This window comes from Kutzneria sp. NPDC052558, from assembly GCF_044547355.1.
Classification (GTDB): Bacteria; Actinomycetota; Actinomycetes; order Mycobacteriales; family Pseudonocardiaceae; genus Kutzneria.
Genome location: NZ_JBIUAG010000009.1, coordinates 98,491 through 118,721 on the forward strand (window position 1 = coordinate 98,491; position 20,231 = coordinate 118,721).

Annotated in this window: 14 protein-coding genes; 4 read left to right on the top strand and 10 right to left on the bottom strand. The window is 72.3% G+C overall.

Annotation, left to right across the window (positions count from 1 at the left end; genetic code table 11):
* Positions 1-2: 2 nt before the first annotated feature.
* Positions 3-1,556 (bottom strand): SpoIIE family protein phosphatase, encoded by a 1,554-nt coding sequence (locus tag ACIG5F_RS18350; protein ID WP_396518905.1) that lies wholly within the window; start codon positions 1,554-1,556, stop codon positions 3-5.
* Between the two features lie 5 nt (positions 1,557-1,561).
* Positions 1,562-1,909 carry an STAS domain-containing protein gene (locus ACIG5F_RS18355; protein WP_396518906.1) on the bottom strand — a complete coding sequence of 116 codons (348 nt, stop codon included), beginning with the start codon at positions 1,907-1,909 and terminating at the stop codon, positions 1,562-1,564.
* A gap of 265 nt (positions 1,910-2,174) precedes the next feature.
* On the opposite strand from ACIG5F_RS18355, the gene ACIG5F_RS18360 reads away from it, so the two are divergent.
* Positions 2,175-2,900: a S1 family peptidase gene (locus ACIG5F_RS18360; RefSeq protein WP_396518907.1), complete on the top strand. Its 726-nt coding sequence runs from the start codon at positions 2,175-2,177 to the stop codon at positions 2,898-2,900.
* A gap of 70 nt (positions 2,901-2,970) precedes the next feature.
* Here the strand turns inward: ACIG5F_RS18360 and ACIG5F_RS18365 are convergent, their stop codons facing one another.
* The 5 genes from ACIG5F_RS18365 to ACIG5F_RS18385 all read right to left on the bottom strand — a co-directional run bounded on the left by ACIG5F_RS18365 (position 2,971) and on the right by ACIG5F_RS18385 (position 11,661).
* Positions 2,971-4,788, bottom strand: coding sequence for a M1 family aminopeptidase (locus ACIG5F_RS18365; protein WP_396518908.1), 1,818 nt, complete (start codon positions 4,786-4,788; stop codon positions 2,971-2,973).
* An 89-nt stretch (positions 4,789-4,877) separates the two neighbouring features.
* Positions 4,878-7,784 carry a BTAD domain-containing putative transcriptional regulator gene (locus ACIG5F_RS18370; RefSeq protein WP_396518909.1) on the bottom strand — a complete coding sequence of 969 codons (2,907 nt, stop codon included), beginning with the start codon at positions 7,782-7,784 and terminating at the stop codon, positions 4,878-4,880.
* Positions 7,785-7,896: 112 nt separating this feature from the next.
* Positions 7,897-8,580 (bottom strand): GNAT family N-acetyltransferase, encoded by a 684-nt coding sequence (locus tag ACIG5F_RS18375; RefSeq protein ID WP_396518910.1) that lies wholly within the window; start codon positions 8,578-8,580, stop codon positions 7,897-7,899.
* A gap of 8 nt (positions 8,581-8,588) precedes the next feature.
* Positions 8,589-10,589 carry a phosphocholine-specific phospholipase C gene (locus ACIG5F_RS18380; protein WP_396518911.1) on the bottom strand — a complete coding sequence of 667 codons (2,001 nt, stop codon included), beginning with the start codon at positions 10,587-10,589 and terminating at the stop codon, positions 8,589-8,591.
* A 121-nt stretch (positions 10,590-10,710) separates the two neighbouring features.
* Positions 10,711-11,661: a GNAT family N-acetyltransferase gene (locus ACIG5F_RS18385; RefSeq protein WP_396518912.1), complete on the bottom strand. Its 951-nt coding sequence runs from the start codon at positions 11,659-11,661 to the stop codon at positions 10,711-10,713.
* Positions 11,662-12,011: 350 nt separating this feature from the next.
* On the opposite strand from ACIG5F_RS18385, the gene ACIG5F_RS18390 reads away from it, so the two are divergent.
* The 3 genes from ACIG5F_RS18390 (at position 12,012) to ACIG5F_RS18400 (ending at position 16,816) form a co-directional block, all read left to right on the top strand.
* Positions 12,012-13,238, top strand: coding sequence for an NAD(P)-binding domain-containing protein (locus tag ACIG5F_RS18390; protein ID WP_396518913.1), 1,227 nt, complete (start codon positions 12,012-12,014; stop codon positions 13,236-13,238).
* Complete coding sequence (locus tag ACIG5F_RS18395) at positions 13,235-15,142, top strand: thioesterase domain-containing protein (RefSeq protein WP_396518914.1); 1,908 nt, start codon at positions 13,235-13,237, stop codon at positions 15,140-15,142. Before ACIG5F_RS18390 ends, ACIG5F_RS18395 begins: the two co-directional genes overlap by 4 nt.
* Positions 15,143-15,232: 90 nt before the next feature.
* On the top strand, positions 15,233-16,816 hold the full coding sequence (locus ACIG5F_RS18400) for an antibiotic biosynthesis monooxygenase (protein WP_396518915.1): 1,584 nt from the start codon (positions 15,233-15,235) through the stop codon (positions 16,814-16,816).
* A 46-nt stretch (positions 16,817-16,862) separates the two neighbouring features.
* Here ACIG5F_RS18400 and ACIG5F_RS18405 read toward each other — a convergent pair whose 3' ends face one another.
* The 3 genes from ACIG5F_RS18405 to ACIG5F_RS18415 are packed head-to-tail and all read right to left on the bottom strand — an operon-like array spanning position 16,863 to position 20,172.
* Positions 16,863-17,804, bottom strand: coding sequence for a fumarylacetoacetate hydrolase family protein (locus tag ACIG5F_RS18405; RefSeq protein ID WP_396518916.1), 942 nt, complete (start codon positions 17,802-17,804; stop codon positions 16,863-16,865).
* The gene (locus tag ACIG5F_RS18410; protein ID WP_396518917.1) at positions 17,801-19,279 is read right to left on the bottom strand and encodes an MFS transporter; all 1,479 of its coding nucleotides are present in this window, start codon (positions 19,277-19,279) and stop codon (positions 17,801-17,803) included. Before ACIG5F_RS18410 ends, ACIG5F_RS18405 begins: the two co-directional genes overlap by 4 nt.
* Complete coding sequence (locus ACIG5F_RS18415; protein ID WP_396518918.1) at positions 19,276-20,172, bottom strand: MBL fold metallo-hydrolase; 897 nt, start codon at positions 20,170-20,172, stop codon at positions 19,276-19,278. Before ACIG5F_RS18415 ends, ACIG5F_RS18410 begins: the two co-directional genes overlap by 4 nt.
* Positions 20,173-20,231: the final 59 nt, after the last annotated feature.

A 20,231-nucleotide genomic window follows, 5' to 3' on the forward strand; every position in this document is an offset into this window, starting at 1 on the left:
AGCTATCCGGTGCGGTGCATGACAAGCAGCGCCACGTCGTCGGCGGTGGGCTGCCCGGAGACGAACTCGGCCATGAGCTCGGCGCAGACGGACTCGGACGGCACGGCGGCGACGGCGTCGAGCAGCTCGGACAGGCCGACGTCGATGGGCCGGTCCCGGCGCTCCACCAAGCCGTCGGTGTAGAAGCAGACGGTGGCTCCGGGCGGGATGTCGACGATGTGGGTACGGCGGGATCGGCCGCGCAGGGCGAAGCCGATGGGCGGGTCGATGGGGGCGTCGACGAACTCGCCGCGCAGGCCGGGAACGGCCAGCACGGGGCGAAGGTGACCGGCCAGGCACAGGGTCAGGCGGCCGGCGGCCGGCTCGACGACGGCATAGGCGACGGTGGCCATCACCCCGGCCTCGAAATGGCTGGCCTTGCGGTCGAGTTTGTCCAGCACCACCTCGGGGTCGTCATTGTCCAGGGCATAGGCCCGAAGCGCGCTGCGCAGCCGGCCCATCACGACGGCGGCGGGAAAACCGTGCCCGGCGACATCGCCGATGACAATGCCGATACGGCCGTGGGCCAACGGGAAAACGTCGTACCAGTCGCCGCCGACGCCGAGTTCCGCGCCGGGGGCGTAGCGGCCGGCGAAGTCGAGCCCGGCGATCGCGGGCAGGCTGCTGGGCAGCAGGCTGCGTTGCAGGGCGGTGGTGGCGGCGCTCTCGGCGTTGGAGGCGTGCGCCTGCACGGCCAGGGCCAGCCGGTCGGCGGCGATCTGGAGCAGGGCCAGGTCCTCGTCGCCGAAGGCGCGGTCCCTGGCCCCGACCCGCAGCACGCCGACCAGGGCGCCGTCGGCGATCATGGGCGCGGCGGCCAGGTCGCGGATCCCGTTCGCCAGCAACGACGGCGGGTCGACCTGGCTGGTGGTCATCGCCACCCGCTCGACGGCGACCAGGCCGGCGAAGCCCTCGGCCAGCGGCACGCGCACCGGCCGGCTGCCGTCCCGCTCCAGGCCGACCGCGACGGCGGCGACCAGGTGATCGCCGGCGTGGTCGTGCAACAGCACGGTGGCCGTGTCCACGGACAGCAGGTCGCGCACCCGGCTCAGCAGCTCCCGCAGCACCTCGTCGGCGTCCAGCCGGGCCAGCTCGGTGTCAGCCATCGCCTCCAGGAACCGCAGGCGGGCCGACGGCCCGATGGGCCACCGCATCCGCACGGTGGTGCCCTGCGGCGACGGCATGACCGTCACCTGCTCGGCCAGCCGCTCGATCAACGCCAGCCCCCGGCCCCGATGCCGCTGCTCGGCCGGCGTGGTCACATGCCAGTGGCCCTCATCGCCCACCATCGCCGCCACGGCCCCGCCCTCGTGCCGCAGGTCCAGCTCCAGTGCCCCCGGCCCGTCGTCGCGGTAGGCGTGCTCGACGACGTTGGCCATCGCCTCGTACACGGCGAGCGACACCATCTGGACCAGGTCGACCGGCAGCCCGGCGCGCTCGCACCAGTCCTCGACCGACCGGCGGATGCCGGAGATCTGTTCGGCCTTGGCCAGGCCGCGCCATCTGAGCGGATCCACGCCGCTCATCCGGCGATCGCGGCGGTCAGGTCCGGCAGGATCGACAGGTCCTCGGTCAGGCCGGTCAGCTCCAGCGGCCGCAGCACCGCCGTGTCGTTGGCCACGACCCGCAGCTGGGTGCGGGCGTCGGCCGCGCGGTGGGCCAGCGCCAGCACGGCCAGCCCGGCCGAGGAGAAGAACCGCACCTCGGTCAGGTCGATCACCAGCAGCCGCGGCCGCTCCCCCAGCAGCTCCACCACCCGGCTCTCCAGCCCGGGCGCGGTGACCATGTCGACCTCCCCCGCCACCCGCACCACCGCGATGTCGCCGGCCGGGCGCTCGACGACCACGTTCGGACTGCTGAAGCTGGTCACCCGACTATCATGCCCCCTGCGCCGCCCGCCCACCGATCGAGCGAACCCTGTCCGTTCGGGAAGTTCCGCCCGTGACCGGGCACCCATTTCCGCCAAACCGACAACCTTTTCGGCTCAATCCCCGTACTTGATACACGTGACGTCTTCTCGCAGACCACGGCTGGGAACGCTCGCGATCGCGGCGGTCCTGGGGGCCGGTGCGGCCTGCACCTACACCGTGACGACGCAATCACAGCCGGCACACGACGACGCGCCCCGTAACTCGGTGATCACCGCTGGTAGCGCCGAACACACCCAGGTGGCGACGACCACGACAACACCGAAGCCGAAACCGATCCTGCCGTTCAACGCGAAACTCACCTCACCGGACATTCCCACCCCGGCCGGCGGATTACGCAGCGGCGCGTGCAGCGGTTCGCTGGTGGCGCCGGAATGGGTGGTGACGGCCGGACATTGTTTTCACGACGTCAACAACAATCGGGTCAGCGGCGCACCCCGCTATCACATGACGGTGACCGTGGGAAAACTCAAGGACAGCGACCCGGGCGGCGAATCGGCGCGGGTGGTGGACGTGCGCCAGTCCCCGGTCAACGACCTGGCGGTGGTCCGGCTGGACACGCCGATCACCGACATCACGCCGATCGCGTTGGCCGACCAGCCGCCGACGCTGGGCCTGCCCCTCCAGTTCGCCGGCTGGGGGTCGCTGTCGGCGGCCGGCGGCGCGCCGTCCGACCACCTCAAGCGGGGCCAGTTCACGGTGGCCCGCATCAACGCCAACACTCTCGAAGTGGACCCGTCGGTGCCGCGCACGGTGGAGAACAGCCCGTGCCCGGACGACTCCGGCGGCCCGTTCTTCACCTCCGCCGACAACATGACCGGCACGCTGGTGGCGATCGTCGACAGCGGCCCGCCCTGCCCGCAGCCGGGCCTGGAGGTCGTCGCCCGCATCGACGCCGTGGCGACCTGGATCCGCCAGCAGATGGCCGGCTGAACTGACGTCATGAAGGGCCCCATACTGACGTTGAACGTCAGTATGGGGCCCTTCATGACACAAAAACGGGTCAGCCTTCGACGCGGTGGGTGGTCCAGAAGGAGGTCAGGTCGGTAGAGCCGGCCGCTGCCTGGGCCGCGGCCTTGAACTCGGCCACGGTGGAGACGCCGTACCAGTGGGACTGGGCGTAGGACTTGAGCAGGGTGGTCATCGCGGTGTCGCCGATCAGCCGCCGCAGGTCGTGCAGGGTGCACTTGCCGTAGGTGTAGACCACGGAGGAGTACCGCGACGAGTGCGCGTCCCAGTAGGCCATCGAGTTGGTGAGCTTCTCAGCGGTGGACTGCCACGTGATGCCGCAGCCGGAACCCGTGACGCCACGGTAGAGATCGGTGGCGTAGTCGGTGAATCCCTCGTCCAGCCAAGGAGTGTTGTACTCGTCGTCGCCGACGATGCCGTACCACCACTGGTGGGCGATCTCGTGCGGCAGCGCCACAGTGGACACCAGGTCCATCACGAAGCCGGGGTACTCCATGCCGCCGAACCAGAAGTTGTTGTCCAGCACGACATCCAGCTCACCGTAGGGGTAGTCGCCGAAGCGTCCCGAGTGGACGTCGACGGCGTCGGCGGCCAGCGACAGCATGGAGTTGGCGCTGCTGGTGGAGATTCCGCTCGCCGAGTAGACGTTGACCCGCACGCCCTTGCCGGATGTGGTGCTGATCTTGGCGAAAGGCCCGGCGCCCCAAGCGAAGTCGCGCACCTTGGTGGCCACCGCGTGCGTGGTCGTGGTGCTGCCGCTGGTGGTCTCGGTCGACGTCCCGGTGGCCGGGGTGAGCAGGCTCGTCGGGTGGGTCAGCGTCACGTCGAAGTCGCCGATCACCGTGTAGAACGACTCGCCGTTGTTGGTGTACGGGTCGAGGTGCCACCCGGACCCGTCCCGCACCGCCAGCACCGGCAGCGCGTTGCCGATCATGTTGTACGCGCCGTCGTGGCCGAACCGATCGGCCCCGCTGGGCACCACGATGCTCAGGTCGAAGGCGATGGTGGCGGACTGGTTCTGGGCCAGCGGCGACGGCAGCGTCACCTTCATCGCCGTGCAGCCCACGGTCAGCGCCGAGGCCGTGCCGCCGGTCAGGTTGGTGACGGTGATCGGCGTGCTCGGGCAGGAGCCGTGGTAGTTGTCCCACAGCCGCAGGTACACCTCGGGCAGCGCGGTCGGCGAGCCGTTGGTGAAGGTCACGCTCTGGTGCCCGGTCCAGGTGTCGCCGGCGGTGTTGGAGGTCAGGCTCGCGGTGTACGCCGGGTTGATCGGCGTGCGGGTCGAGTCGGTGGCCGGCGGCGCGCCGGCGCCGGTGCTCAGCGCGAAGTCGTCGAGCACGAAGTTGGTGGCCAGGCTGGAGTCCTCGCGCCCGGTCAGGGTCAGCGTCACCGTCTGCCCGAGGTAGCGCGTCACGTCCACGGTGCGCTGCGCGTAGCCGGTGTTCTTGTCCAGGTTGGAGTAGCTGGCCAGGGTGTCGGAGCCGATCTGCACCGCCAGCGTGTCGTACTTGGTGCTGGTGGTGGTCTCCGCGGTGTCGATGTGCGACCAGTAGGTCAGCGTCGCCGACGAGCAGCCGGACGGCAGCGTGATCGACTGGGACAGGGTGTCGGTGTGCGTGGCGCCGGTGCCGTCCAGCCGGGCCAACCGGGTCCCGCCGTGGGCGGGCTGGGCCGTGGTGCCGGCGATGATCGCCGCCGTCGACCCGGTCCACGGCGTGCTCCCGGATTCGAAGCCGCCGTTGCCGATCAGTTGGTCCCCGCACGCGGCCGCTTGGGCCGACGGGGCGACCGCGACTACGCCTAACAGACCTGCCGCCAGTGTGAGGGCAGCGCAGAACACCCTGCGACTCATGGGTTTTCCCTTCATGGCCCCGTCCATCGGGGCCATCTGGAAGGGTCCCTAATCGGCCAACCGGCCAACACCCGCCATCAGTACTGTTTCTACGCTTCCGGTGACAAATCGAGCACATGCCGGCCGACGAGGCGGAAGCCGTACCGCCGGGCCAGTTCCAGCGCCGCCGCGTGCTCGCCCAGGCCGAGCAGGGCCCGGCACTCCTCGTGCCGGGCCACGATCTCGCGGGCCAGGGCCAGCGCCCGGCGGTGATCGTCGGAGGCGTCCTCCCCGAGCCCGGTCCGCGCCTCGGCGACGGCGTTGAGGGCCAGGGCCAGGATGCGGGGCTCGGTCTGCTCGGCCAGCGCGACCGCCTCACGGGCCTTGATCAGGGCCTGGGCGTGGTCGCCGGCGCCGGCGAGCACGAAGGACAGGTGCGCCAGCGACGAGGCCTCGTCGCCGGTCGCCTGCGTGCGGTGGAAGGCGTCCACGGCCTCCTGGCACCGCCGGCGGGCCTCCTCGTGCTGGCCCTGGAAGCTGGCGACCAGGCCCAGGCAGTAGAGGGCGTGGCCGGGGCCGTCGTTCCACTCGTGCCGGTCGGCCAGCTCCAGCGATTCGGTGGCGTCCTTGACGACCTCGTCGAACTCGGCCCGGATCAGGTTGGTCATGGCCCGGTTGAGCAGGGCGGCGCTGGCCATCTGCCGCAGGCCGGCCGACCGGGCCAGCTCCACGGCCCGGCCGCGGTGTTCGACGGCGGCGTCGAGGCGGCCCAGGTCCTCCTCGATCCCGCCGAGTTGGGAGTGCACGCCGGCCTGGCCGTGCAGCCAGCCCGTCTCCTCGTGCTTGCGCAGCGCGATGGTCAACAGCCGCCGGGCCTCGTCGTGGTCCTGGGCGAGGTAGCCCAGGCTGAAGTGCATGGCGCCGATGGCCCGCGCGTCGCCGTCGGCCTCGGCGGCGGTCAGCCCGGCCTCCGCGATGATCCGCCACTCCACCCGCAGCGACTTCTTGAGCAGGTAGAACCGCAGCGTGTCGGCCAACTCCCAGGCCGCGCGCCAGCGGCCGTGGCGCACGGCGTACTCGACCGCGGCGACGAGGTTGGCCCGCTCGGTGTTCAGCCACGCCAGCGCCCGCGCCGGCTCGTCGAACGTGACCGGGTCGGGCAGGTCGCCGCTGCGCACGATCCGGAGCGTGCCGGGATACAGCGACTCCACCGCGGCGACCGCCGTCCGCCGGTAGTGCAGGAACAGCCGGTCCAGCGCGGCCTGACGGTCCTTGCCGGAGTCGGTGGCCATCGCCGTCTCACGGGCGTAGTCGCGGAGCAGGTCGTGGAAGGTGTAGCGGCCGTAGGACGGCTGGTCCACGAGATGCGTGGTGGCCAGCTGGTCCAGCAGCAGGCGGGGCCGGGCCCGCGGCAGGCCGGCCATGGCGGTCATGGCGTCGGCGGAGATGTCCAGGCCGGGCGCGAGGCCCATCAGCCGGAACACCCACTGCGCCTCCGGCTTCAGCTGGCCGTAGGACAAGGCGAACGTGGACCGCACGGCCACGGTCTCGTCCAGCTCCAACGCGTCCAGCCGGCCCTCGCCGCGCAGCTCGGCCAGGTAGTCGGCGATCGGCCGACCCGGGTGGTTGCTCAGGCTGGTGGCGGCGATCCGCAGCGCCAGCGGCAGGTAGGCGGCGCCGCGGGCCAGCTCGGCGGCCGCCTCCGGCTCGGCGTCGACCCGGCCCCGGCCGAGGATCCGGGCCAGCAGGTCCATGGCCTCGTCGGCAGCCATCACGTCCAGGCTGATCCGCCGGGCGGCGTTGATCGCCACCAGCCCGTCCAGGCGGTTTCGGCTGGTCACCAGCACCGCGCAGGTGTGGCTGGCCGGCAGCAGCGGCCGCACCTGCTCGGCGCTGGCGGCGTTGTCCAGCACCACCAGGACCCGCCGGTCGGCCAGCACCGTCCGGTACAGGCCGGAGGCCTCGGCGAGGTCGGCCGGCACCTGCTCGGCCGGCACGCCCAGCGCCCGCAGGAACTGGAACAGCACCTGCTCGGGCCGCAGCGGCGGGCCGACGGCGAATCCGTCGAGGTTGGCGTAGAGCTGGCCGTCGGGGAACCGGGGCCGCGCCCGGTGGGCCCAGTGCAGGGCCAGCGTGGTCTTGCCGATGCCGGCGGCGCCGGCGATGGTGCTGATCACCACGGCGTCGCCGCCGGCGGTGTCCTCGTCCAGCCGCCGCAGGTGCGCCTCGCGGCCGGTGAAGTCGGCGACGCCGGCCGGCAGCAGGGCCGGCACGTCCAGCCGCACCGCCGCCGGGTCCAGGGTCGGGTCGTTGCGCAGGATCGCCAGCTCCAGGCGGTGCAGCTCCGGGCCGGGGTCGATGCCCAGCTCCTCGGCCAGCATCTCCCGGGTCCGCCGGAACACCTCCAGCGCCAGCGCCTGCTGCCGGTCCCGGTACAGGGCGAGCATCAGCTGGCCCACCGGGCGCTCGCGGGTGGGATGGCGGTTCACGTACGCCGTCAGGTCGTGGATCAGGTCCCGGCCCTGGCCCAGCCGCAACATGGCGTCGTAGCGGTCCTCGGCCGCCAGCAGCCGGCGCTCCTGCAGGCCGCCGCAGAGGCGGTCCCGCAGCTCCGGGTCGGCGACGTCGGCCAGCGCCGGGCCCTCCCACAGGGCCAGGGCCTCGTCCAGCAGCGCCACCCGGGCCTCGTCCTCGGCGTCCTTGGCCCGGTCCACCAGGTCCTGGAAGCGGTGGACGTCGATGCACGACGGGTCGGTCCGCAGCACGTAGGCCGGGCCCTGGGCCAGGATCTCGGCCTCGGCCAGCGCCGATCTCAGCTGGGAGACGTGCACCCGGACCGCGTGCTCGGCCCGGCGGGGCGGGTCGGGCCAGATCCAGTCGATCATGCGCGTGACGGCGACCGGCTGGTTGACGTGCAGCGCCAGCACGGCCAGCACCAGCCGCTGCTGCCGGCCGCCGAGCGTGGCCTCCCGACCGTCCACGATGGCCCGCACCGTGCCCAGCAACCGAAGCTCCACGCGCGTACCCCGATGCCTCGACCGACGGCCCTCGCAGCCGTTCTCCGCAGGAGTTTAGGCGTTCCGCCCCATTCGAGTACCACTCAGTGGACTACCAGGCCAGCGTCGACCGCTACGGCGCCCGCGTCACCAGGAACACCGGCTTCCGGTGCACCACGAAACCCAACGACTCGTACAACCTGATCGCCCCGACGTTCTCGGCGGCGGTGTGCAGGAACGGGATCTCGCCCCGGGCCCGGATGCCGTGGGCGACGGCCAGCACGAGGCGGGTGGCCAGCCCCTGGCCCCGGAACGCGGGGTCGGTGCAGACGGCGCTGATCTCGGTCCAGCCCGGCGGCCGCATCCGCTCCCCGGCCATGGCGGCCAGCACGCCGTCCCTGCGGACGCCGAGATAGGCGCCGAGCTCGATGGTGCGGGTCAGGAAGGGGCCAGGACGAGTGCGTTCGACCAGGTCGATCATCTCCGGCACGTCGGCCGGGCCCAGCCGCACGGCCTGCTCGAACGGGGCGGCGGCGATGCCGTTGTCGACCAGCTGGACGCCGGGGATGTCGAACTCGACCGACCAGTCGGCCGGCTGCTCGACGGCACCGGCGGTGACGGTGACCTCGGCGCCGGAGCCGGCGAGTTCGGCCAGGTCACGCCAGTCGGCGGCGGTGGGCTCGTCGGGCAGCGCGACGAACGGGGCCACGTCGGCCGGGTACCGGAGCACCCGGCCGCGAGCCTGCGCGAAATGGGCATGAGGCCCGGTCAGCGACGTCAGCACCGGGTTGTCGAGCGCCGCCAGCGAGTCGTTCATACATACGATCATCCCGTGACGCTGGCCGCACCGGTCTCAATGTGACCAGCGAAACGCCGCGACCAGGTGCTGTCGGCCGACACCGTGACGGTGAAGTCGTGCCAGCCGTCGTTGTATGCGACCGCGTTGAAGTAGTCGCTGACGGTCTGACCAGCGGGAACCTGGTAGGTCCACGGCCCGTCGGTGCGGTAGTTGTTCGAGGTGACGGTGTAGGTGACGGTGGACCCAGAGCCGTTGACCAGGTCGAGCCAGAGCGCGAGCTTGCCGGTGCTGGCGGTCACCGCGATGCGGGAGCGGGCCTCGACGTTCTTGGCGCTGCCGTTGGCGTCGCCCTGGACGCGGCGCAGGAAGCGGTTGGGGCCGACGACCGTGAAGTCGTACTGGCCGTTGCCGAAGCCGCTGCCGCAGTTGAAGAAGTCGGTGGTGGAGCCGTTGGCCGGCACGGTGTACTGCCAGGGGCCGCCGGTGCGGAAGTTGTTGGCGTACACCGAGAAATGCGCGGCCTTGGCCCCGTCGTCGGTCATGGTGATGTTGAGCTGCACGGTGCTGCCGGAGTAGAGCCACGACGAGATGGAGGCATTGGTCTGGTACGGCAGCGCCCGCGCCGGCTTGGTGCCGGCTTCCTGCGCGGGTAAGGCGTTGGTCTTGGGCGACGGGTTCGGCAGCAGGGCGCAGGTGGCGGCGCTGATCACCGAGCCGGGGGTGGGCAGCGACGGCAGGCCGTGCACCGGGTTGGCGAAGTCGAAGGCCGAGGTCAGGTCGCCGCAGACGGACCGCCGCCACGCGCTGATGTGCTGGCAGACCGCCGGCGTGCCGATGGCGGCCGACCAGGTCTCCATGAACCGGATCACCGAGGTGTGGTCGGAGACCTCGGAGTTGACCCAGCCGCCGCGGCTCCACGGCGAGACCACGATCATCGGCACCCGGAAGCCGAGGCCGACCGGGGTGCTGCCGACGAACTCGCCGGCGGCGCCGGCGGCCGGCGACGGCGGCGGCACGTGGTCGAAGAAGCCGTCGTTCTCGTCGTAGTTCAGGAAGAGCACCGTGCTGTCCACAGTGGACGGATCGGCGGCCAGCGCCTGGAGCAGGCCGCTGACGAAGCGCTCGCCGTTGACCGGCGGCCCGATCGGGTGCTCGGAGGTGATCTGGTCGGTCACCACCCAGGACACCTGCGGCAGGGCGCCGGCCAGCACGTCGGCCTTGATGGCGGCGAGGATGTCGTCCGGGGTGCTGCCGGTCTTGGCCGGCACGCTGCTCATGCCCCGGACCTGGAGCGGCGAACCCGTTGCCGCGCCGGTGAACTGCTTGAAGTAGGCCAGGGCGTTGTCGCCGTAGTTGTCCTTGGCGTTCTGGTAGACCCGCCAGCTGATGCCGGCGTTCTGCAGCGCCTCGACGTAGGTCGGCCAGGTCAGCCCGGACTCGTCGCCGCCGTCGTTGGCCGGCGAGCCGTACTGGCCGGCGGCGTCGATCATGCCGCTGAACAGGAAGGTCCGGTTGGGGCCGGTCGCGGTCAGGCCGGAGCAGTGGTAGGCGTCGAGGATCGTGTAGGCGTCGGCCAGCGCGTAGTGGAACGGCAGGTCGCCGCGGTCCAGGTAGCCAAGGCAGCCGATCTTGTTCTTGGCCGCCATCCAGCTGTCCATCCGGCCCAGGTTCCAGGCCGCGTGCTGGTCCGACCACGAGTGCGCGATGTCGCCCTGGCACTGGGCCAGGGTCTCGGCGTTGCTGGCCGTGCCGCGCAGCGCGAACGGGTACTGCCGCCCGCCGCCGTTGGGCTGGTTGAACACCGAGTACCCGCCGGGCAGCTGGATCGTGGCCCGGTCGGCGAAGCCCCGCACGCCCCTGAGCGTGCCGAAGTAGTGGTCGAAGCTGCGGTTCTCCTGCATCAGCACCACGATGTGCTTGACGTCGGCGATGGTGCCGGTGGCCGCGGCCGCCCGCTCGGCGGCCAGCCCGGTGAGAGCCGCCGCCCCCGTGGTGGCCAGGAATGTCCGTCGACTGATCTCGCCCATCGCCCCTGCCTCCCAGCGCCCGCGCGGTCCGGATCAGTCGACCGAAGGTCACGGTGCGTGTCCAGGGAACGTCAGGTGAACATCCCAAAAATGCGTCCGACCGGGCCCGAACCCTTCGGCGTCACGTCTCGCGCAGATCGTCGGGTCGCGCGGCCGCGGGCTTGATCAGCGAGACGTCCTGGGAGAACTTCCGGAACCCGACGCTGTAGTACAGGCCCCGGGCCTTGGGATGCGCGGCCGCGCCCAGACAGACGACGGTCATGTGGTTGGCCCCGGCCTCCCGCGCCAGCCCCATGCCGTGCAGCAGCAGGGCCCGGCCCAAACCGAGCCGCCGGTACCCGGGATGGGTCCCGACGGGTTCGAACTCGGCGGTCTTGTTGGCCTCGTCCAGCCAGATGATCGCGGAGGCGGCCATGGTGCCGTCGGGGGCCTCCACCAGGACGTGCAGATCGCCGCGATACGGCCAGGTCTGCCGCACGCCTTCGTAGGACTCGGCGTCGTAGATGGTCGAGCCCCAGGCGTCGACATGGGCCCGCACGGCCGCCGCCGAGCCGGCCCCGTCGGCGTTGCGGAACCGGAATCCCGTTGGCAGCACGGGCTTTTCGATGTCGTCGAGGTCCCGCACGTTGAGCTGGGTCCAGTCGTCGAGCGCGGCCGGATCGGTCACGTAGCCGTGCGCGCCCCAGCGTTGCCGGCCGACGTCGTCGGCGGCCTGGGCGAGCAGGGTGCGGTCGACGGCCGGCCCGCGGTCGTACCAGGCGATCACCTCGTCCACCAGCTCGGCGTGGTCGGGATGCACCTGGTACGCCAGCGAGGCCTGCGTGATCTCCTGGCCGTTCGGGCGGCGGTGAGGCAGCGTGACCCAACCCCACGCGACCAGATCCCGGCCGGCGAACCACAGCTCTCGCCGCCAGCTCGCGCCGATCTTGGCGTGCCCCTTGCCCCAGATCCACGCCAGCTCGCCGACCGAGGCGTCGCTGTTGACCAGCTCGAGGCGCAGGGCCGTCACCTTTTCGGCCAGCCCCTGCATGAGCCGCACGTCCTCGGCGGTCACAACCGCGGAGTCCTCCATGCCGGGTCACTGTGCCAGGACGCCGTTACGCCGTCGAACCATTTGGCGGTCCCGAGGTTTCCGCCGTGGAAGGTCGGGCAGTCCCGGCGGCGCGATCACGCTGTGCTTCGTGACGGAGACCAACGGCGCATCGCTGCGCGGGCGCGGGGTTCCGGGCGAACTTCCCACGCCTGCGGCTACTCCGGGTGGCGCGCGGTGACCCGGATGTAGCCGTGCGTGCCGTTGGCGGCACGCTCCGGCGCTGTTCGGCGTAGCCGAGCATGGGTCGGGTAAGGGTCGGCCCGCCGGTGGTAACGCGGGCGTCAGCGGCGGCGACTTCACGCGCAAATCTCATCCACAGTGGAGGTCGCGTGACATCCGTTGCCGTCATCGGGGCCGGTCCGTACGGGCTGTCGATCGCCGCGTATCTGCGTGACTACGGTGTGAACACACGTGTTTTCGGTATCCCGCTGGACACGTGGCGTGATCACATGCCCGCCGGGATGCTGCTCAAGTCGGACGGCTTCGCGTCGAACGTGTACGGGCCGAAGGCCGTCGGCACGCTGGCCGAGTACTGCGCCGATCACGGAATTCCCTACCACGACACCGATATCCCGGTGCCGCTGGCGGTGTTCGGCGACTACGCGGCCGACTTCCAGCGCCGGTTCGTGCCGGACCTGGAGGAGGTGCTGGTGTCCGGCCTCGCCCGCGAGCGCAGCGGCTTCCGGCTGAAGTTGACGGACGGTCAAGACGTGTGGGCCGACCGGGTGGTGTGCGCGGTGGGCATCAGCCACTTCGCCCGCCTGCCAAAGGAATTGTCCGGATTGCCGGCCGGGCGGGTCAGCCACACCTTCGACGTGCGCGACCCGAGCGCCTTCGCCGGCCGCGACGTCACGGTGATCGGCGCGGGCTCCTCGGCCGTGGACACCGCGGTGCTGCTGGCCGAGGCCGGAGCCACGGTGCAGCTGGTGGCCCGGGCGAACGTGGTGAAGTTCGGCGGAAAACCCGAACCTCGCGGCCTGTGGGAGAAACTGCGCAGCCCGTCCTCGGGCGTCGGCCCGGGGCTGCGGAACTGGCTGTGCGAGGCCGTGCCGTCGGTGTTCCGGTTCCTGCCGGGCGAGCTGCGGCTGCGGCTGATCCGCACCCATCTGGGCCCGAAGTCCCCGTGGCACATGAAAGCCCGCTTCGACGCCGGTGTGCGCACGCACCTCGGCCGGCCGATCACCGGCGCCCGCGAGGTGGACGGCCGGATCGAGCTGTCGCTGCGCGGCGGGCAGACCGTGACGACCGATCACGTTGTGGCGGCGACCGGTTACTACCCGGATCTGGCCCGGCTGGGCTTCCTCAGCGAGGACCTGCGCCGCGCGGTGCGCACCCACTCCCGGATGCCGATGGTGTCCAAGTGGTTCGAGAGTTCCGTGCCCGGCCTGTACTTCGTCGGCCCGGCGGCGGTGGACACCTTCGGCCCGCTGATGCGGTTCATGGTCGGCGCGGAGTACGTGGCCCCGCGCATCGCCTTCCGGTTGGCCAAGCGGGCCGGGGCGCCGGTCTCGCTGACCCAGGCCCGGCCGCGGCGGAGGCGGTGGTTGGTCCGTTGATCGTCTACAAGGCGAACGGGGTGCGGATCGACCTCGTGCGCGAGGGATCCGCGGGCGTTCTCGTGCTGGTGCCGGGGCTTGAGGGCGATCCCGACGAGCTGGCCGGGGTGATCGCCGGCTACACCGGGCCACAGGCGGTGTACGTGGCCGCGCCGATGCTGCTCGACGACCGCGGCGAGGCCATCGAGACGGTGGAGCGCATGGCCGAGTTGATGGTGGCCGCGCTGGGCGAGGTGCTCGGCGACGAGCCGTACCATCTCGGCGGCTACTCCTTCGGCGGCTTGATCGCGTGGGAGATGGCCCAGCGACACAAGGGAATCGGGCGGCTGTTCCTGATCGAGGCGATCTTCGACGAGCGGTACTGGAACCGCCGGCTGTGGCTGGTGGCGATGCGCCGGCGCGGCCTCAACCAGCTGTCCCGGATCTCGCACCTGCCGCCACGGCAAGCCGTTGCCGAGTTCGGGCTGCGCGGCCAGCGACTGGTGCGCCGGCTGGCCCGCCGTTCCTCCGGCGGCGAGGCGACCGCGGTGTCGACCGGCGAGACCGACGCCGGCCGTCGCGCGTACGCGGCGATGCCCCGCTACCGCCCCGCCTACCACGACGGGGCCGTGACGGTGCTGGCCGCCACCGACAACCGGCATTTCGGTTGCGACACCGCCGAATGCTGGCAGGGCCTGGCCCGCGAGCTGTCCGTGCGCCGGATCGTCGGCGACCACCTCACCATCGTGAGCGATCCGGCGTCGGCCGCCGCGGTCGCCGACGGCATCGGCCGGGACATCAACGCGGGCCCGGGAGTCCGCCCCGCGCCGGGCTTCGAGCGGGTGCTGATCGTGTCGACCATGCGGTGGTTCTCGGCCGCGCGGCTGGCCGACGCGATGGTCGAGGCCGGCTTCACCGTGCACACCTGCCGGCCGTCCGGGCATCCGGTGGAGGTCGTGGACGGGCTGGCCGGCGATCATCCGCTGCACCGGTCGCGGCCGCTGCGGTCGATCCAGCACGCCATCGACGCCGCCCAGCCGGACCTGGTGCTGTGCGACGATGAGCGGTCGCTGGTCCTGTTGCGGCGCCTGCACTCCCACACGCACGACCAGGTGCTGGCCCGATCCCTGGGCGACTGGACGCGCATGACCTCCCGAACCGAGGTGGCCGAGGCCGCCCGCGCGGCCGGAGTTGACGCGCCGGAAACCGCGACCGTCGGCAACGTCGAGGCATTGATGCAGTGGGCGCTGCCGTTCGTGCTCAAGACCGACGGCAGCTCCGGCGGCCGCGGGGTCGCCGCGGTCAGCGATTCCGGCTCCCTGTCCAGGATCTGGCGCTCCCTGTCCAATCCCCCGCCGCTGCACGTGGCCGTGAAGCGGGCGCTGGTGAACCGGGAGCTCCAGTCGTTCGGTTCCTTGGTGCTGCGCCGGCGGCCGACCGTCAACGTGCAGCAGTTCCGGTCCGGCCAGGACGCCATCGCCACCGTGGCCTGCCTCGACGGCGAGGTGCTCTCCCTGGTGTGCCTGGAGGTCGTGCTGGCCGAGGAGCTGCGGGGGCCGTCGGCGGTGGTTCGGGTCATCGATCATCCGGGCATGGCCGAGGCCGCCCGGCGGGTCGTGCGGCGCTTCGAGCTCAGCGGCTTCTGCGGCCTGGACTTCGTGACGGACGCGGACGGCACCGCCTGGTTCATCGAGCTCAACGCCCGCGTCACCCCGACCTGCCACCTGCTGTTCGACGCGCCCCGCGAGGTCGGCGAGGTCATCGCCCTGTTCCCGGTCGAGCACGAGTCCACCGCCTACGCCGACTGCGTCGACCTGCCGGTCCGCGCCCCGCGCTTGGCCGAGCGGGGCCGGCTGCTGGCGGCCCGGCGGCGAAATGCCTTGTGGCGGCGGCTGCGGGCGCTCACCCGGCGGCCGGCCGTCTGAGTCACGAAAAAGTCGCGGCCTTCCCTGAACCGGGTTCGGGGAAGGCGCGTATACCCGCTCGGATACCTGTGAAAGGGGTGTGCCGCGGGAATGAGCGGGCCGATCACTGTCACTCTGAGCTATCACGTGCGCCGCGGGCGTGCGAGCCAGTTCTCCGTGTCGGCCACCGCGCTGCTCGGCACGGCCGCGGCACAGCGGGGCTATCTGGGCGCGGGCGTCACCGGGACCACGTCGACCGGTCGGGACTGGCAGATCTTCTACCGGTTCGAGGACCAGGACTCCCTCACCGAATGGGAGCAGTCGCACGCGTACGCCCGGTGGATCGAGTACGTGGAGAAGTTCGCCACCCGCTCGGACGCCCACCACGAGGTCGGCCAGCACGAGGTTGGCCAGCACGTGTCGCCGGTAGAGCCGGTCCGGCGCCAGCCGACCGCGACGGCCGCCCCGGCGGCCAGGGCGCCTCGGCGGCGGGATCCCGCGCCGGTCGAGCCGGAGACCGTGCCGGTGGAGGCGGCCGAGGTCAGCGCGCGGATGCGTCCGTTGGCCGCCCAACAGCCCTCCGCCCAGCAGCCCTCGGGCCGACACGTCCGGCCCGAGGTGCCGCCCGCCCCCGAGCCCGTCCCGGCCGACGCCACGCAGGTCATGGACCCGCGGATCCGCCAGGTGGCCCAACAGATGTCGGGCCAGTACCAGAAGCCGCGCCCCGAGGAGGTCCCGGCCAACGCGACGCAGGTGATGGACGCGGCCCGGATGCGCGAACTGGCGGCCCAGCAGCGGTCCGGCCAGTACGAGGCGCCCCGTCCCGAGGACACGCCGGTCAACGCCACCCAGGTCATGGACGCCGCCCGCATGCGGGACCTCGCCCAGCAGAAGCAGCAGCGGTCCGGCCAGTACGAGCGCCCCCAGATGCAGCAGCCGCCCCGGCCTCCGGTCGAGCGCCCGCGGCCCACGCCGCCCCGCGTCGACCCGCCGCGGATCGACCGCGCGCAGCGGGCGTCGGCGCAGTGGGAGCCGGACCAGTGGGACGAGGAGTTCCGCGAGTTGGTCGCGCGGGAGTCGGGCTGGGGTCCGGCCCCGAGCGCGCTCGATCCCGTGCCGCACTCCCAGCCGCTGCCCGGCCCCGGCACGGTCCAGTGGGAACGCGCCCAGCGGGAGATGGACAAGTGGGAGGCCGAGCAGCGGCTGGCCGACCAGCGCGAAGCGGCCCAGCGGGAGATGGCCCAGCGCGAGGCCGCCGAGCGTGAGGCGGCGGAGCGGGCCGAGTGGGAAGCGGCCCAGCGGGAGATCGCCCAGTACGAGCAGGCGGAGCGGGAAGCGGCCGAGCGTGAGGCGGCGCAACACGAGGCTGCGCAACGGGAAGCCTCCCTGAGGGAGGCGGCCCAGCGAGCCGTGGGCAACCCGCCGGAGCCGGTCCGGCCGGCTGAGTCCGACTGGCAGCAGCCCAGTCTCCGGCTGGCCGCCGGTGGGTCGGGCCGCCGCCGTTGGGGCCGCAAGCGGCAGGCCGAGCGTGAGGTCGAACAGCCGCAGGCCTCGTCGGAGCGCAGGCGCGAGGCCCCGCCCGAGTCGGACGTGGAGCTGTCCGCCGCGGAGAAGCGGGAGCTGTTCGGCGACGTCGAGGTCCCGCGCCCCGACCGCGACCCGCTGGCCATCGCCAAGGGCCGCCGCCCGAGGTAGGCGCGTGCTGGGCCGGTGGATGATCTCGACCGCCGGCCCCTGCACGCTAAACCCGGGCCCGAGCCGGCGGCAGCGGCACCGGCTCCGCACCTGGCACGACCCGGTTGGCCACCGTGCCGAGGCCCGCCACCGTCATGGTGACGACGTCGCCGACCTTGAGCGGGGGCGGGTCCTCGACGCCGGTCCGCCCCCACAGCTCGGCCATGCAGCCGGAGCCGCAGGTGCCGGAGCCGAGCACGTCCCCGGTGCGGACCCAGGCGCCGCGGGAGGCGTAGGCGACCATCTCCTCGAATGTCCACGCCATGTTGGCCAGGGTGTCGCGGCCGGTCTCGATCCCGTTGACCCGCACCGTCATCTCCACGTCCAACAGACCCTCGGCGGTGCGGTACGGGGCCAGCTCGTCGGCGGTGACCAGGAACGGCCCGAGGGTGGTGGCCGAGTCCTTGCCCTTGGCCGGCCCCATCTGCGCCGGCATCTCGCGGGCCTGGATGTCCCGCGCCGACCAGTCGTTGAAGATGGTGTAGCCGGCGATGTGGTCGCGGGCCTGCGCGGGCGTGAGGTCGCGGCCGGGGCGGCCGATGACCGCCGCCACCTCCAGTTCGTAGTCCAGCACCTGGCAGCCGGGCGGCACCGGCACGTCGTCGTGGGCGCCGATCATGGCGTGGGGATTGGTGAAGTAGAACGTCGGCGCGGCGTACCACTCCGGGGCGATCCGGCCGCCGAAGCGCTGGGCGATGCCCTCCACGTGCCGTTCGAACGTGACGAAGTCGCGCACCGAGGGCGGCAGCAGCGGCGGCAGCAGCCGCACGTCGGCCAGCCGCACCGGCAACTCCTGCACGGCCCGCGCGAGATGCCGGTCGACGGTGGCGGGGAAGTCCAGCGCCAGCAGGTCCAGCAGCCGTGTGCCGAACGGCAACGGCCGGATCAGGTCGTCCTCGACCACCCCGCAGCGCTCGCCTCCATTGTGGACATAGCTGACGAGTTTCACTTGCTCTCCCGGAGGAACAGGGCCGCGACCAGCGCGGCGACGACTGCCGTGCCGGCGGTGACGACCAGGCCCGCCGAGTAGCCCTGGGCCAGCGCCCGGGTGGCGATCTCGTCGACCTCCGGCCCCAGGCGCGCCCCGGCGACGGCGATCGGCCCGCCGGCGGCGAACACGGCCTGCGCGGCCGGCTGGCCGGCGATGCCGTGGGCCAGCACCGGGGCCGCCTGGCCCAGCGCGACCGTGCCGATCACCGCCGGGCCGAGGGTCTGGCCGAGGTCGCGGACCACGCTGGCGGTGCCGCTGGCCATGCCGGCCAGCTCCACCGGCACCGCGTTGACCATGGCCGCGGTGAGCCCGGACAGCAGCAACACGAAGCCGATTCCGTTGAGCACCAACACTCCCAGGATCGGCAGCACGCCGGTGGCCGACACCGGGACGGCCGACAGCCACAGGTGCCCGGCGGCCAGCGCCAGCAGCCCGGCGACCAGCAACAGGCGCGGGCCGATCCCACGCAGCAGCCGGGCCAGCGCCGGCCCCAGCAGCAGCGGCACGATCTGGAGCACCACGAACGGCCAGGCGATGCCCATCGGCGTCTCGTGCTGGATCACGCCCAGCCGGATGCTGAGCACGTAACCGCCGCCGATGAACGCGAACATGCCCAGCACGGCCACGATCGCCGCGGTGGCGAAGGCCGGCACGCGGAACAGGTCCAGCCGCAGCAACGGGGACTCGGCCCTGATCTCAATGCGTACGAAGGCAATGGCGGCGATCACCGCGACGACGAAGGCCACCGCCGCCCGGACGTTGGCCGGCCCCTCGATCACGCCGTAGAAGAACGCCAGCACCGCCAGCGCCAACGTCGCCTGCCCGGGCCAGTCCGGCGCCCGGCCGGCCGGCGCCGAGGAGTCCGTCACCAGGACCGCGCTCAACGCGGCCGAGACCACCGCGATCACCGCGCATGCGGCAAAGACCCAGTGGTAGGACAGGAGTTCCGTGATCACCCCGGCCAGCAGCGGAGTCAGCAGCGCGCTGGCGGAGATCCCGACCGCCCACGCCGCCAGCCCTCGGGCCCGTCGCCGCGGGTCCGGCGTGGCGGCGGCGATCACCGCCAGCGAGGACTGGAACAGCGCCGCCGCGCCGATGCCGGACACCGCCTGCCCGACGACCAGCAGCGGCGCCGTCGCCGCCTGCGAGGCCAGGACAAAGCCGACGGCCGCCGCCAGCGCCCCGCCGACCAGGATCTTCTTCCGCCCGTGCAGGTCGCCCAACACGCCGAAAGTCAGGCCCAGCAAGGCGATCGGCAGCAGGTAGGCGTCGCCGATCCAGCTGAGCTCGGCCCCCGAGGTGTGCAGCGTGGCCTGGATCGGGCCGTTCACCACGGCCGGCAGCACGATGCCGACCTGGGCGACACCGACCGCCACGCAGCCGGCCCACAGCGTGCCGGCGCGTAACGACGGGCCGGCGTCGGTCGTGGTCATTCGGACTCCTTTCCCATGCAGGCGAACGCCTGTGGGCCGACGAGCGGGGGCAGTGCGGGATCCAGTTCGCGGTAGACCGCGTGCACGTTGAGGGCCAGCCGCTCCGGCTCGCCGAGCCCGGCGAACGGGCCGAGGTCGATGTCGGCGACGGCGTCCGCGACCGGCATGCCGGCGAGGAACCGGCGGCCGGCCTGGTCGAGCACGAACTCGAAGTAGCGCTCGGTGGCGCGGACCGTCTCCGGGCCGCAGACCGGCCCGTGACCGGGGACGATGGTGTCGGCGTCGAGGTCGAGCAGCAGCCGGCAGGCCTTGAGCCAGTTGCCGACCGGGCCGGACCAGACCACCGGCGTGGACCCGGCGAAGACGATGTCGCCGGCGAACACCGTCCGCGCCTCGGGCACGTGCACCACGACATCGGCCTCGGTGTGCGCGGGGCCGACGTCGATCAGCCGCACGGCCATGCCGCCGACGTCGAGATCAAGCCGCCCGTCGAACGTCCGGTTCGGGTACGTCGGCTCGACCTCGTCCAGGGCGAAGCGGCCGAACGCCTTGCGCGCGAACGGTTCCTCGGCGCACAGGGCCAGCACCACGTCCGGCCCGACCGCCCGCATCTCCCGGGCGGCCGCCTCGGCCGCGATGATCTCGGCGCCGGCCAGCAGCTGGTTGCCGAACCAGTGGTCCGGATTGCCGTGTGTGTTGACCAGCCGGCCGATCGGCCGGCCCGCGGTCGCGTCGGCCAGGCCGGCCAGCATGTCGCGGGTCAGCCGCACGTCCATCAGCGTGTCGACCAGCAGCGACTCGCCGCGCCCGGTGATCAGTCCGGCGTTGCTGCTGCCCCAGCCGCCGGGCTGGAGCCAGGCGTGACAGCCGCCGCGCAGAGCTTGGTGGGACACCCGCCACCTCCGTTGGTGGACTACAGTCCAAGAATGGACGTGAATCTAAGCCACCGGGG